Source organism: Pseudomonas tritici (genome assembly GCF_014268275.3).
GTDB lineage: Bacteria > Pseudomonadota > Gammaproteobacteria > Pseudomonadales > Pseudomonadaceae > Aquipseudomonas > Aquipseudomonas tritici.
In genome coordinates this window covers 1,634,349-1,647,865 of the sequence record NZ_CP077084.1, presented here as the reverse complement: position 1 = coordinate 1,647,865, position 13,517 = coordinate 1,634,349, and the positions used below count along the sequence as shown (strand labels likewise).

The window sequence follows — 13,517 nt, the reverse complement described above, 5'->3', positions numbered from 1 at the left end:
CAACAGTCAGGTATTTTGCCAGAGCTGAGCGTCGACCGAGAAAAATGTCAGACATTCTTCCCCTAACCATCGGTGTACTGCCGACCCATAACCACTACGGCCTGCGCAATACTCAAGCGCTGGCCGGGGTGAGTCATGTGTGGCAGGACTTCTTCGCCCGGGCATTGGCCGAGCAGCTCGGCGATACGCCTGGCGCGCTGGCGGTCCAGGCGCCTGCACCTGCGGACCCAGCGGTAGAACCCAACGCCGGCGCCGACCTGTTGTCGCAGATCCTCACCCAGCGTGAGTGTGACGTGAAAGACACCGAGATCGCCCCTCCTGAGCCGCTGTTCCTGCCGATCGCCGAGTTCGAAACCGAACTGCTGCCACCCGCCGCCGAGCCGTTCCCGGACGAAGAAATCGTCGCCCAGCAACGCCAGCAGAATTTCGAAAGTGGCTGGGTACGCCCGATCGTGCTGACCGCCGGCCAGCCGCTGCCGGAGCCAGGCCCTGCGCCGGAACCACGCCCACTGCACCTGCCCATTGCCGAATTCGAGCTGGACCTGCTGCCACCGGCCGCCACGCCGTACCCTACCGAAGAACTGGTCGCGCAACAAAAGGCCCTGGACTTCGATTACTACTGGGCACGCCCGCTGATCGCCAACAACCTGCGTCTGGCCGCTTAAACCCTAGCGACACACCCACCAACGCCCCATGTCCAGATGGAAATGGTTGCGGTGCGCGGCGTTGTAGTCCGGGCTCAGTACCACATTGAAATCATCGCAGGCACTGTCGCGCACCTGACGCAGGAACCGTGCATCAGCGCCCTCCCCCGGCCAATCCTTGAGCACACTGATGCTACGTCCATCCGCCAGGCGAAAGCCGGCAATGTCCAGCGCATTGGCGGAGGCATGCTGGCTGAGACGCCCTTCAGCGCGGTTATACATGTTGCGGCAGGCGAAGCTGCCCAGGTGATCGACCCGCGTCACCGCCTGGCCAAACACCGCCTGCGCCGCAGGCTGCAAGCTGTGCCGCTCAAACAAGGCGAACGCGACCGCGAGTGGGCAACTGGCGAGAAAGCTACTGCTTAGCCCAACCGCAGCGCCCTGCACACGCAAGGTATTGCGCAAAGGGCAGGCGGCGTCGGCGGGCGTATCGGCCTGATGGCTGACGCGCAGGCCGGAGGTTTCCAGCACTTTGTCGCACAGCGCCGGATCATCCTGCAGACGTCCCAATTTATAACGCGTCAAAAAGTTGGGGCTGGCGCGCACATCCAACGGCGCCCAGGGGTTCCACTCAGCCGGCAACGGCACCCAGCCACGCCAGACACCGACGGCAAACACCCCGCCCAGAACCAGCAGTACGCCGATAACTTTGAAGAAACGCACCGCTTAGTCCTTAAAGAACTGGTTGGCCTGACTGAACGGCATTTTGCGGTCGGTGAAGGTGAACGTGCCCAGCTCATAGACTTCCTGGGCCGCGCGGTAGAACTCACCATAGGCGGCCAACGCCAGCGCCGAGCCGACGCTGATACGCCGCACGCCCATCTCGCTCAACTGCGCCACGCTGAGGTTCAAGCCGCCGGACATCAACACATTCACCGGCTTGGGCGCGACCGCCTTGACCACCGCCAGCACTTCCTCGGCAGTGCGCAGGGCTGGGGCATACAGCACGTCGGCACCGGCTTCGGCGTAGGCTTGCAGGCGGCGGATGGTGTCAGGCAAATCCAGACGACCATGCAGGAGGTTTTCCGCGCGGGCAGTCAGGGTGAAGGGGAATGGCAGGCTGCGCGCGGCGGCAACGGCAGCTTCCACGCGCTCGACGGAAAGGTCGAAGGGATAGATCGGGTCGGCGGCAATACCGGTGGCATCCTCGATGGAACCGCCAACGATACCCGTGGCCGCGGCACGCAGGATCGTCTGGGCGCAACCTTCGGGGGTGTCACTGAAGCCGTTTTCCAGATCGGCCGCCACCGGCAACGCGGTGGCTTTGACGATCATACTGGCGTTGATCAACGTGTCATCCAGGGACAGCGCCCCTTCCGCATCCGGGCGCCCCAGGCTGAACGCATACCCCGCACTGGTGGTGGCCAGCGCCTCAAACCCCAGGCTGGCGAGCATCACAGCGGAACCTGCATCCCACGGGTTGGGCATCACAAACGCACGGTCGCGCTCATGCAAGGCCTTGAAGGTTTCGGCGCGAAGGGTTTGGGCATCCATGTCTGGCTCCAGGCGGAAAAAGGTGCCCTAGAGTAACCCCAGTTGCTCCGCTACGGGAGCTCGATCCAGGGTTGCCAGCGCTGGCAGGCCAGGCAGGCGCACCCTCAACTGGTCGTGAAACCGCAGCGCCAATTGCGCGGCGAGGCGGTTGTCCGAGGTGTGCAGGAACACGTAGGGCGTGCGGCCTTCTTCAATCCAACCGGCAACTTTCTCCACCCAGGGGACCAGGAACGGGTCATTGGCTTCCAATTCGGGATGGCCGATAAAACGCACTTGGGGAAACTGCGTCAGCGCCGCCGGACGCGGTGGCACCTTGGGCTTCTTGGATTGCGCGTGCAGCACGGCCGCCGAGGTGGACGTGCAACTGAACAAAGCGCGCGGGTCAAGGCAGACCCGCTCGACCCCGCGATCACGCAACAAACGGTTGAGCCGGCGCTCGGCATCTCCCTTGGCGAAAAACTCAAGGTGCCGCACCTCGACAGCCATCGGACGCTCGAGCCCATCAATAAAACCTGCCAACTCACCCAGACGCTGCGGCGTGAACGTCGCGGGCAGCTGCAACCACAATGGCGATACCCGCTCACCCAGCGGGCTCATCAAGCCAACAAAGCTTTCTGCCGCCGGCAGTTGTTCGATCAGGTTGCCGCTATGGCTGATATCACCGGGAAATTTGGCCGTGAAGCGGAAATCGTCAGGCATGATTTCGGCCCAGCGTTGCACCGTCGCAGCTGAAGGGCGGGCATAAAAGGTGGTATTGCCTTCAACCGCGTTGAAGACCTGGGAATAGAGCGCAAGGTAGTCGCTGGAACGGGCATCGGCGGGGTACAGGTACTCGCGCCAAGCGTTTTCGCTCCAGGATGGGCAACCGAGGTAGTAAGGCAGACGCATCAGATGTGGATGTCGAGGCCCAGCACTTCCATATCCCATTCGACAAAACCGGCAGTGGTCAGGTAGCTGGCCAGGGCGGTGGCGACGCTTTTGCTCATGGAGCGCGGGAAGACCATGTCTTGCTGACGGGCTGGAAGACCGCTGATACGAGCGCCTGCGGAACCCTGGGCATTTTGCTGTGCTTCGGACTGGACTTCGATAAAGTCCGGCGAATCTTCGACGGACTCGTCTACCGTAACGTTTGCCTTGCGTGGCTTACGCTTGATGGGGTAGGACGGTGAGGAAAATCCATCTATACGCATGTATGCGAACTCGGTATCGGTGGTGGCATTTTAGTGGCGCAATCCATAACGCGCAAATGCTCTGGTGATAACTAGAACACATAATTTGAAAAAGGTTTAAAAGCGGGGGCAAATTCTGACGATTGGTGAATTTAGCCCCAAAGTGCCAGCATTTTTGACGTCAAATAATCCCGCGTTCAGCTTTAGTCTGCGCAACCTTATCGCGCAGATAAACCGGAGCAGCCTGGTCCGCCGGAATCGCTTCACCCCGCTCGAACGCGAAGCGCGCGAGGGTCAATAAGTCTTCGGCATGAGGCAACATCGCAGCGTCCTGGCCGGCCACCGACACGGCAATGCGTTCGCCATACCCCCAGCCGGTGCCGGCGCCGAACCAATCACCGCTGGCATCCAACGGCAACGCAGACGACTCCGGCGGCTGCACTGCTTCCACGCCCACCAGGCGCATCTCGCCCGCCGTTGCGCGATAGCAACCCCAATACACTTCATCCATCCGCGCATCGATAGCGGCCGCCACCTGCTGCGCGCCGTGTTCGCGCAAGGCACGCTGCGCCAGTACCGCCAGGTTGGACACCGGCAACACCGGGCGCTCCAACGCGAACGCCAGCCCCTGCACCACGCCGATGGCGATGCGCACACCGGTAAACGCGCCCGGGCCACGGCCGAAGGCGATGGCATCGACCGCAGCCAACGTAGTACCTGCGTCTTCAAGCAGTTGCTTGATCATTGGCAGCAGCTTCTGCGCATGCAGGCGCGGGATCACCTCGTAGTGGCTCGTTACCTTGCCATTGTGCAGCAAGGCAACGGAGCAAGCTTCAGTCGCGGTGTCCAGGGCCAGCAGGGTGCTCATCGTTGTGGGTGTCCAAGTCGAAAAAAAGTGCGCCAGTATAAACAACAACGGCCCGCAAGCGGGCCGTTATCCGTGAAGCCAGTCGAGGGATCAGCTCAGTGCTTGCAGCACTTTGGCAGTGATCGCTTCAACCGAGCCGACGCCAGGAATGTGGCTGTACTTCGGCTTGCCGTTAGCGGCGGACAGCTTCTGGTAAAAATCCACCAGCGGTTTGGTCTGGGAATGGTAGACCGACAGGCGATGACGCACGGTTTCTTCGGTGTCGTCTTTACGCTGCACCAGGGCTTCGCCAGTCACATCGTCCTTGCCTTCAACCTTTGGCGGGTTGTAGACGGTGTGGTACACGCGGCCAGAAGCTTCGTGAACGCGACGGCCAGCAATGCGCTGGACGATTTCTTCGTCTTCAACCGCGATTTCGACGACGGCATCCAGCTCGACGCCGGCCTTCACCAGGGCTTCGGCCTGGGGAATGGTGCGCGGGAAGCCGTCGAACAGGAAACCGTTCTTGCAGTCTTCCTGGCTGATGCGTTCCTTGACCAGGTTGATGATCAGGTCATCAGAAACCAGGCCACCGCTGTCCATCACGCTCTTGGCGATCAGGCCCAGCTCGGTGCCGGCCTTGACGGCCGCACGCAGCATGTCGCCGGTGGAGATTTGTGGAATGCCGAATTTTTCAGTGATGAACTTTGCCTGAGTACCTTTACCGGCCCCCGGAGCTCCCAGCAGAATGACGCGCATTGATGTGCTCCTCAATTTTTTATAGAGATGACGCTCGGATTCGCCGCGTGGGGCCAATCTCGTAAAATAGGGTTTGTAACTGTATGAGCCCAGCCGTCCAAAACGGCCAAAGGCTGATCAAGATACACAGCAGGCCCTAACCACACAAGCCGCCGAAAGTCGCAGGAACCGTGCCCGGCTTACGTCATAGGTAGGGTGTGCCTGAGTGCAACCCGGCCGCATAAACGCCAGCCGCCCTTTTCAGGACGGCCGACGTGCTTTATCTGCAAGCCATTGAGAACACGCAAAAAACCTTAGCCGGTGTTACGCAAACCAGCGGCAATACCGGCCACAGACACCAGCAGCGCCTGTTCCAGAGGGCTGTCCTGCGCCGCTTCCTGCTGGCGCGAGCGTGCCAGCAGCTCGGCTTGCAGCAAGTGCAAGGGGTCGAGGTAGGTGTTGCGCAGGCGGATGAACTCAAGGGTGTCAGGGCTATGGGCCAGCAGTTGCGACTGACCGGTCAGGCCAAGCACCACGCTGCACGCCTGCGACAATAGGTCGCGCAGGTGCGCACCCAATGGCAGCAGGTCTGGCTGCACCAGCCGCTCGTCATACAGACGGGCGATATCGGCATCGGCCTTGGCCAGCACCATTTCCAGCATGTCGATGCGGGTACGGAAGAACGGCCATTGCTCACGCATCTGCCCCAGCAGTTCGCCTTCGCCGCGCTCCAGCGCCTTGCTCAGCGCCGCTTCCCAACCAAGCCAGGCCGGCAGCATCAGGCGGGTCTGGGTCCAACCGAAGATCCATGGGATCGCACGCAGGCTTTCAATCCCGCCCGCACGGCGCTTGGCCGGGCGACTGCCCAATGGCAAACGGCCCAGTTCCTGTTCCGGCGTGGACTGGCGGAAGTACTCAACGAACTGCGGATTTTCCCGCACAACGGCGCGGTAAGCGCTGACACCGTCTGCCGCCAATTCATCCATCAAATGGCGCCAGGCCGGTTCAGGCGGCGGCGGTGGCAACAGCGTGGCTTCGAGTACCGCCGCCAGGTAAAGATTGAGGTTCTGTTCGGCGATATCCGGCAGGCCGAATTTAAAGCGAATCATCTCGCCCTGCTCAGTGGTACGGAACCGCCCCGCCACCGAACCCGGTGGCTGCGACAGGATCGCCGCGTGCGCCGGGCCGCCGCCACGGCCGACCGTGCCGCCACGACCGTGGAACAACAGCAATTCCACTTGTTGTTCGCGGCATATATCCACCAGCCGTTCCTGTGCCCGGTACTGCGCCCAGGCAGCGGCGGTGGTGCCGGCGTCCTTGGCTGAGTCCGAGTAGCCAATCATCACTTCCTGCGGGCCCTGCAAACGCGCGCGATAGCCCGGCAGCAGCAACAGTTGCTCGATCACAGGACCGGCGTTATCCAAGTCGGTCAGGGTTTCGAACAGCGGCACCACGCGCATCGGCCGTTGCACGCCTGACTCTTTAAGCAGCAGTTGCACTGCCAGCACGTCGGACGCCGCGCCCGCCATGGAAATGACATACGAACCCAAGGAGGCGGCCGGGGCGGCGGCGACTTCCTTGCAAGTGTTAAGCACCTCGGCGGTATCGGCTGACGGTTTGAAATAACTCGGCAATAGCGGTCGACGGTTGGCCAGCTCCTTCATCAGGAAGCTGATGCGCGCGTCTTCGTCCCAGTCTTCGTAACGTCCCAGCCCCAGATAATCGGTGATCTCGGTCATCGCCGCCGAATGGCGACTGGAGTCCTGGCGCACGTCCAAGCGTACAAGGAATAAGCCAAAGGTCACGGCCCGACGCAGGCAGTCGAGCAGCGGGCCATCGGCGATCACGCCCATGCCGCACTCATGCAGCGACTGGTAGCACAATTCCAGCGGCTCCAGCAGGTCACGGTTGTTCTGCAACACCTCGGCCGGCGCCGGGGTGCTGCTGCTCAACGCCGCGTGTGCCCATTGGCGCGTGGCGCGCAGGCGTTCGCGCAGTTGCTTGAGCAACGCGCGATAAGGCTCGACGCTGTCACCGACCTTGGCCTGCAACGCCGGGCTGGCCTGTTGCATCGACAGCTCCGAGGCCAGGTGATCGATATCACGCAGGTACAAGTCGGCCGCCATCCAGCGCGCCAACAACAACACTTCGCGGGTGACCGGCGCAGTGACATTCGGGTTGCCGTCACGGTCGCCGCCCATCCAGGACGCAAAGCGGATCGGCGCCGCTTCCAGGGGCAGGCGCAGGCCGGTGGCGGCGTGCAACGCCTGGTCAGCCTTGCGCAGGTAATTAGGGATGGCGTGCCACAGCGAATGCTCGATCACCGCAAAGCCCCACTTGGCCTCGTCCACCGGGGTGGGCCGGGTACGGCGGATTTCTTCGGTGTGCCAGGCTTCAGCGATCAGCCGTTGCAGGCGCTGGCGGATCTGCTCGCGCTCGGCGGTCGTGAGGTCGCGGTGATCCTGCAGGGCCAGTTGGGCAGCAATGGCATCGTATTTCTGGATCAGGGTACGGCGCGCCACTTCCGTAGGGTGAGCGGTGAGGACCAGTTCAATCTCCAGGCGCCCCAACTGGCGGGCCAGGGATTCGTTGCTATGGCCTTCGCTTTGCAGGCGGGCGAGCAACTCCGGCAATACGCGGGATTCAAACGGCGCGGGTTGCGACTCATCGCGTCGGTGAATCAGTTGGTATTGCTCGGCGATGTTGGCGAGGTTGAGGAATTGATTGAACGCACGGGCCACCGGCAACAGTTCGTTTTCCTGCAGCTGATTCACGCGGGTACTCAGTTCATCGCCAGCGCCGCGGCGATCAGCCTTTGCGCCTTTGCGGATCTGCTCGATCTTGTCGAGGAAATCATCGCCGTACTGCTCTCGAATGGTGTTGCCCAACAGCTCACCCAGCAGGTGAACATCCTCACGCAAGCGTGCATCGATATCACTCATCAGCCAATCTCCAGCCAGAAATCCGGGACGCGCAGGTCTGCCAGAGTGCCGCCAGCGTCCATTTATGACAAGACTTTAAACCTTGTGAGTTGCAGCTAGTCTCAAGGTTGAGTCGTCGCGTTTACCTACGCAGGCGACTGGTTGCTCATCACCGCCTGCCAACGCAGGCTTTATTGAGGTTGCCATGAAAATCCGAGAATTGGCCCAGCATTGGGAAGAGAACGCCAAGGGTCGCCTGACCAAAACCGAGTACGCGATTCATCTGGATGTAGAGGCGGCCGCGAGGCTGGCGGCCATCGCCGAAATGTACCCCAAGCGTCAGACCGAAGAATTACTGGGCGAGTTGATCGGCGCGGCCCTGGAAGAGCTTGAAGAGAGCTTTCCGTACGTCAAGGGCGAGCATGTGATTGCCACCGACGAAGAGGGCGACCCCCTTTACGAAGATGTCGGTCCAACCCCTCGCTTCCTGTCACTTTCGCGGCGGTTTCTGCACGACCAGTCTGCCAGCGACGAAGACCCGCAACGCTGACCCCCTCTTCAAAACTTCCTTTTCACCCAAGTATTCCGGGCTTTTATCGAGCCCGGCATACCGTTCGTGCAGCAGAAAGTTCCAACTTTTTGCCCTGACCAATCAGTCAAAAAAAATTTTTAGGCAATTCGCCATCTTTGCTGAACTATTCAAAAAAGCCTCGGGTCACACCGAGTAAGCCATCACTTGGAACAGCCGTTTGAATAGGCGTCCGCAGCTTTAAAGCTAGTCCGCCGCCGCTGACCACCTGAGATGGATTTTGATGTTATTAGGAGTTATCTAATGGAGTTGAAGACGATGAAGACCAGCACTGCCAAATCCTCGTTTAACCCTCTGCGCGGGCTCAAGTTGGCCGCGCTGGCAATCGGCACCAGCTTCGTTTTGGCTGGCTGCGCCGGCAACCCTCCGACCGAGCAATATGCGGTCACCCAGTCTGCGGTGAACAGCGCTGTCAGCGCCGGCGGCACCGAGTACGCGGCTGTAGAAATGAAGTCGGCCCAGGACAAGCTCAAGCAAGCTGAGATTGCCATGCACGACAAAAATTACGACGAAGCCCGTCGCCTGGCCGAACAAGCCGAGTGGGACGCTCGCGTTGCAGAGCGCAAATCCCAGGCTGCCAAGGCTGAACAGGCTGTGAAGGATTCCCAGAAGGCTGTTGATGAGTTGCGTAAGGAAGGCATGCGCCCGGCTGCTATCCAGCAGAAGTAAGACGCTTCCTGTGACCGAATCGCACCCGATAAAGAATTGAAAGGACGACACGACTATGCGTAAACAATTGATGATCCCTGCCCTGCTGGCGATGAGCGTTGCACTGGCGGCTTGCTCCACTCCGCCGAACGCGAACCTGGAAAATGCACGGACCAACTTCTCGTCCCTGCAAACCAACCCGCAAGCGACCAAGCTCGCGGCGCTGGAAACCAAGGACGCCAGCGAATGGCTGGACAAGGCTGACAAGGCTTACCGCGACAACGAAGACCAGAAGAAAGTCGACCAACTGGCCTACCTGACCAACCAGCGTGTTGAAGTGGCCAAAGACACCATCGTGCTGCGCGAATCCGAAGCCAAGCTGAAAAACGCCGGCGACGAACGCGCTCGCGCTTTGCTGGATGCTCGTGATGCGCAGATCAAGCAGCTGCAAGACAGCTTGAACGCCAAGCAGACCGATCGCGGCACCCTGGTGACCTTCGGTGACGTGCTGTTCGCCACCAACAAATCTGATCTGAAATCCAGCGGCCTGGTTAACATCACCAAGCTGGCTCAGTTCCTGCGCGACAACCCGGACCGTAAGGTGATCGTCGAAGGCTACACCGACAGCACCGGTTCCGACTCGTACAACCAGAGCCTGTCGGAGCGCCGTGCAGCCTCCGTGCAACGCGCACTGGCTCAGCAAGGCGTGGACATCTCGCGCATCGTGACTCAAGGCTATGGCAAGGAATACCCGGTTGCCGACAACACCAGCGTGTCGGGCCGTGCCATGAACCGCCGCGTTGAAGTGACCATCTCCAACGACAACCAACCGGTCAAGCCACGGTCTTCCGTTGCTAACTGATTGATTGGCGCCGCATAAAAAAACCCACCTCACGGTGGGTTTTTTTTCGGCTCGTCAAACTGAATGGTGCGATTCGTATCCTCGGCTGGCAGTTCAATCTTTGCGCTGGCCGGTTCATCCATCCGTTGATCGCGCTTGTACCTGCGAGCAGCTTCCTGTTCCAGCGCCACATGCTGTCTTGCCATGGCCAACATGTTTTCCAATACAGGAATATGTATTTTCATCCTCGACCCAATCTGAGTAGGTTGCACCTTTTTATGTGGGAGCTTGAGCCGAAACGGTTCCAGACATTTCCTCTGCGAATGTCCCATGCCGCTACGTGACTTGCGTGTGCCACGCGTCACACCGCCTGCTCCGTTGCGGATTGTCGGTCTAACTCAACATGAAAAACCGCCCAATAGAGGCGGTTTTTTGAGGGAGCGAGAATTACCCGCCGACCTTGCCTGAGCCCTGTGTCTCCGGCATTTGGATTTGGCCCTGACTGCCAGCCTGACCCTCTTGTGCGCCTTGATCGCCTTGCGCGCCCTGTGCACCCTGAGACTTCTGTGCCAGCAGCTTCTCCAGCAGTTTCATCAGTTCGTCGAGGCCAGCTCCGCCCTCGCTACCCTGACCGCCTTTAGCACCTTGTGCCTGCATTTCTTTGATTTTATTTTGAACGTCTCGGATCTGCTGATCGAGGCCTTGGTTTGATTGGGCGCCCCCTACATTGGCACCAGCGCCCATGCTCCCTACGCCCGACACTCCGTTTATACCCGCCATATATGCTCACTCCAGACTAATGAAAAAAATGGGCCGATCAGCATCGCCAATCAGCCCATAATCTGTGGTGAGCGCGCCAGGCTGGTTCCGGCCGGCTGAACGCCTGACAGGCGTTAAATCATTAAACGGTACGCAAAACGGAGCTTTCCCACAGCGCTGAAAACAGCGTTCACTCCTGCAATTGCGGGGTTTCTTGCCCCATGCATCGCACGGCCTGCTTCTTGTTGTTCACCAGCACACCGCTGAGGCCTTTCTGCTCGGTGTCGAACATCACCAGCACGCCATCCACGCATTGCGCCACTTGCGCGGCCGGGGTCAGGGAGATCTTGTAGTCCTCGCCGGGCACGGTCTTGAGCAGGGTGAAATCGCTGAGCAGCAATGCATCTTCGGGTTTGGCAAAGTGCAGGTAACCGTAGAACCACAGGCAACCGACGGTACCGATGATAGTGCCAATACCGGTGAGGATCAGCGGGATCATATTGCGTTCTTCGCTCATTGCGGGCTCTCTGATGAATCAACTTTTCGAGTGGGATAGTTCGGAATTTCGCCCAGGCGACGTAGGCCGTTGAAGTGTTGCGGGTCGTCCAGATAGCGCAGCATCACGGTTTGCCAGGTCTTGTCGGCAAAGGTTTGCACATGGCCGCCCCGGGTCAACTGCAGCACCCTTGGCGGCGGCGCGGCCTGGTACAGGCGGATGCCATTGGCCACTGGCACAATGGGGTCATCCAGACTGTGGAACAACAGTTTCGGCACACCCGTCAGCTGAGGCATGGCGCGGATCGCACTGTCGGCGTCCGGTACCAGCCAGGACAGGGGCACTTGAAACGGCCATGTTAACCAGGAAGTACTGAGGGCGAATTGTCCTACGTCACGATAACTGGCGGGCACGCCGTCCAGCACCAGCGCCTTGAGCCGGGATTGACGTTCCGGATGGGCTGCCAGGTAGTGCACCGCCAGCGCGCCACCCAGGCTTTGGCCCAGAACGATCAGCGGCTGGCCCTGGGTTTCGGGCGCCTTGTCGATCCAGCTGAACGCCGCATCAACATCCTGATAGACCGCGGGTAATGATGGCTTGCCTTCCGACAGCCCATAACCGCGATAGTCCAGCAGCAGTACTTGGTAACCCTGCTCAGGCAACCACCAACTGCCGCCCAGGTGCCAGGCGAGGTTGCCGCCGTTGCCGTGCAAGTGCAGCACCGTGCCCTTAAGGGGCACGCCGGGCTTGGCCGGTAGCCACCAGGCGCGAAGCTTCACGCCATCGGCGGTGGTCAAGGTGACGTCGCGGTATTGCAGGCGGGCTTTTTCCGGCGTGAACGGCAGGCCGGGCTCGGGGTAGAACAGCAGGGAGCTGCAGCCGTTCAAAGTGAGTAGCAGGCACAAAATGCCGAGGATTCTCATCCGTTGAAGCCTCGCTGGAAGGTTGTACTCATTTCTCAAAAACAAATGAGATCAAATGTGGGAGCTGGTTCGCCTGCTCCCACCTGTTTGATCCGGTTTCCTCAAAGGATATTCGAATAATCTGCCTCGATCCGATCCAGGCTCAAGTGGTTGAGGAAGTTGGAGAAGCACATCCACGCCGCCAGCGCGTTCATATCGCGGAACTGCTCCGGCAAGTACTTGGGCGGCACCACCAGGCCTTCGTCAACCAGCTGACGCAGGGTGCGCATGTCTTCCAGGGTGGTCTTGCCGCAGAACAGCAGCGGCACTTGCTCCAGCTTGCCTTTACGCACGGCGAGCTGAATGTAGTTGTAGACCATGATAAAGCCCTTGAGGTAGGACAGATCCTTGGTAAACGGCAGACCGTTCGGCACCGAGCCACGGAATACGCGACTGGCGTTGCCATAGCTTTCGCCCATCTCAAAGCCTTGCTCGCGGAAGAACTCAAACACCTGCAGGAAGTCGGCGCCCTCCTCCACCATGTGGATGGCACGGGTGCGGTTGGTCAGTTTGCGCAGGCGGCTCGGGTAGGAGGCAAAGGTGATGATTTCCATCAGGATCGCCAGGCCTTCCTGGGTCACGGTGGAGGACGGCGGGCCCTTGGACAGGAATGTGCAGATCGGTTGGTTCTGCCCGTTTAGCGTGGTGCCAACATGCACCAGGCCTTCATGCACTTCCAAGGCGCGCACGTCGCGGTCATTGAACATCGCGTCGGCGCGGATCTTGATGTAGTCGGCGCCCGCCGCGGCGTCGGCGACAATACCGTCGGACTCGAACACGCGGATAGTCTCTTCGGCCTCGCCAAATACCTTGTTCAGGCGTGTTTGCAGCAGCGCCACGGCGTCCTTGGCGGTGAGGGTCTTGGCTTCATCCTTCAAATCGCCACGGCCGTCGATGTTGTTCAGATAGTCAGAAAGCATCAGGCCCAGGTCCGCCAGGGTCGGGTCGCCAGCGTGGAACGCATCGGAGGCGGCGCCGTACAGTTCCTGGGATATCAGGCCGAAATCCTCGGTACCGCGCGCTTCGAGCATGCGCACCACCATGCGATATTCCCGGCACATGCGGCGCATGATCTGCCCCACGGGGCTGAACTGGCCGAGGCGACGGGTAATGTCGCGCTCGATGTTCTGGAACTCCAGCTTTACCGCGCTGGAATCAAACGACAGCGGTCGGTTCCGGTAGTAGTCGCGGTCCACCGCGGGCATTTCCTTGCCCTTGGCCTTGAAGAATCCCTGGCGAATGTTGTCGTCCCACTTCACGGCGTCGAGGACGCGAATCGGTGTCTGCGCCAGCACAATGCGATCAGACAAGGTGCGTATCGTCTGCTGGTAATCGTCCACCCGGTGCTT

The 13,517-nt window shown here is 60.3% G+C and carries 16 protein-coding genes; 4 read left to right on the top strand and 12 right to left on the bottom strand.

From position 1 onward, the window contains the following. The first annotated feature begins 44 nt into the window (after positions 1-44). Complete coding sequence (locus HU722_RS07295; RefSeq protein WP_065872465.1) at positions 45-665, top strand: energy transducer TonB; 621 nt, start codon at positions 45-47, stop codon at positions 663-665. A gap of 3 nt (positions 666-668) precedes the next feature. On the opposite strand, the gene HU722_RS07290 is transcribed toward HU722_RS07295, so the two are convergent. The 7 genes from HU722_RS07290 to ppc all read right to left on the bottom strand — a co-directional run bounded on the left by HU722_RS07290 (position 669) and on the right by ppc (position 7,894). Continuing rightward, entirely contained in the window at positions 669-1,367 is a 699-nt protein-coding gene (locus HU722_RS07290) for an extensin-like domain-containing protein (protein WP_065880086.1), read from the bottom strand. A gap of 3 nt (positions 1,368-1,370) precedes the next feature. Further along, positions 1,371-2,198, bottom strand: coding sequence for an isocitrate lyase/PEP mutase family protein (locus tag HU722_RS07285; protein ID WP_065872467.1), 828 nt, complete (start codon positions 2,196-2,198; stop codon positions 1,371-1,373). A 27-nt stretch (positions 2,199-2,225) separates the two neighbouring features. Beyond that, positions 2,226-3,086, bottom strand: coding sequence for a DUF72 domain-containing protein (locus HU722_RS07280; protein ID WP_065872468.1), 861 nt, complete (start codon positions 3,084-3,086; stop codon positions 2,226-2,228). Beyond that, positions 3,086-3,388 (bottom strand): hypothetical protein, encoded by a 303-nt coding sequence (locus HU722_RS07275; RefSeq protein ID WP_049709694.1) that lies wholly within the window; start codon positions 3,386-3,388, stop codon positions 3,086-3,088. Before HU722_RS07275 ends, HU722_RS07280 begins: the two co-directional genes overlap by 1 nt. Before the next feature lie 160 nt (positions 3,389-3,548). Next, entirely contained in the window at positions 3,549-4,235 is a 687-nt protein-coding gene (gene tsaB, locus HU722_RS07270; protein ID WP_186752297.1) for a tRNA (adenosine(37)-N6)-threonylcarbamoyltransferase complex dimerization subunit type 1 TsaB, read from the bottom strand. A 90-nt stretch (positions 4,236-4,325) separates the two neighbouring features. Beyond that, positions 4,326-4,973: an adenylate kinase gene (adk, locus tag HU722_RS07265; RefSeq protein ID WP_186752298.1), complete on the bottom strand. Its 648-nt coding sequence runs from the start codon at positions 4,971-4,973 to the stop codon at positions 4,326-4,328. A gap of 293 nt (positions 4,974-5,266) precedes the next feature. Then, positions 5,267-7,894 (bottom strand): phosphoenolpyruvate carboxylase, encoded by a 2,628-nt coding sequence (ppc, locus tag HU722_RS07260; RefSeq protein ID WP_186752299.1) that lies wholly within the window; start codon positions 7,892-7,894, stop codon positions 5,267-5,269. A gap of 184 nt (positions 7,895-8,078) precedes the next feature. Between ppc and HU722_RS07255 the strand changes: the two genes are divergently transcribed. From HU722_RS07255 to lptF, 3 genes are all read left to right on the top strand, one after another. After that, complete coding sequence (locus tag HU722_RS07255; protein ID WP_065872471.1) at positions 8,079-8,423, top strand: pilin assembly protein; 345 nt, start codon at positions 8,079-8,081, stop codon at positions 8,421-8,423. A 297-nt stretch (positions 8,424-8,720) separates the two neighbouring features. Further along, a complete protein-coding gene (locus HU722_RS07250; protein WP_175402981.1) occupies positions 8,721-9,131 on the top strand; it encodes a DUF4398 domain-containing protein in 411 nt (136 codons plus the stop codon). A 55-nt stretch (positions 9,132-9,186) separates the two neighbouring features. Next, the gene (gene lptF, locus HU722_RS07245; RefSeq protein ID WP_065872473.1) at positions 9,187-9,972 is read left to right on the top strand and encodes a lipotoxin F family OmpA-related lipoprotein LptF; all 786 of its coding nucleotides are present in this window, start codon (positions 9,187-9,189) and stop codon (positions 9,970-9,972) included. A 29-nt stretch (positions 9,973-10,001) separates the two neighbouring features. On the opposite strand, the gene HU722_RS07240 is transcribed toward lptF, so the two are convergent. The 5 genes from HU722_RS07240 to HU722_RS07220 all read right to left on the bottom strand — a co-directional run bounded on the left by HU722_RS07240 (position 10,002) and on the right by HU722_RS07220 (position 13,508). Further along, the gene (locus HU722_RS07240) at positions 10,002-10,196 is read right to left on the bottom strand and encodes a hypothetical protein (protein WP_065872474.1); all 195 of its coding nucleotides are present in this window, start codon (positions 10,194-10,196) and stop codon (positions 10,002-10,004) included. Between the two features lie 202 nt (positions 10,197-10,398). Continuing rightward, a complete protein-coding gene (locus tag HU722_RS07235; protein ID WP_175405779.1) occupies positions 10,399-10,695 on the bottom strand; it encodes a hypothetical protein in 297 nt (98 codons plus the stop codon). Positions 10,696-10,900: 205 nt separating this feature from the next. Beyond that, complete coding sequence (locus HU722_RS07230) at positions 10,901-11,227, bottom strand: PA3694 family proteiin (RefSeq protein WP_064451038.1); 327 nt, start codon at positions 11,225-11,227, stop codon at positions 10,901-10,903. Further along, complete coding sequence (locus tag HU722_RS07225; protein ID WP_186752300.1) at positions 11,224-12,129, bottom strand: alpha/beta hydrolase; 906 nt, start codon at positions 12,127-12,129, stop codon at positions 11,224-11,226. The genes HU722_RS07230 and HU722_RS07225 overlap by 4 nt, the downstream gene beginning before the upstream one ends. Before the next feature lie 101 nt (positions 12,130-12,230). After that, positions 12,231-13,508 (bottom strand): flavohemoglobin expression-modulating QEGLA motif protein, encoded by a 1,278-nt coding sequence (locus tag HU722_RS07220; protein WP_186752301.1) that lies wholly within the window; start codon positions 13,506-13,508, stop codon positions 12,231-12,233. Positions 13,509-13,517: the final 9 nt, after the last annotated feature.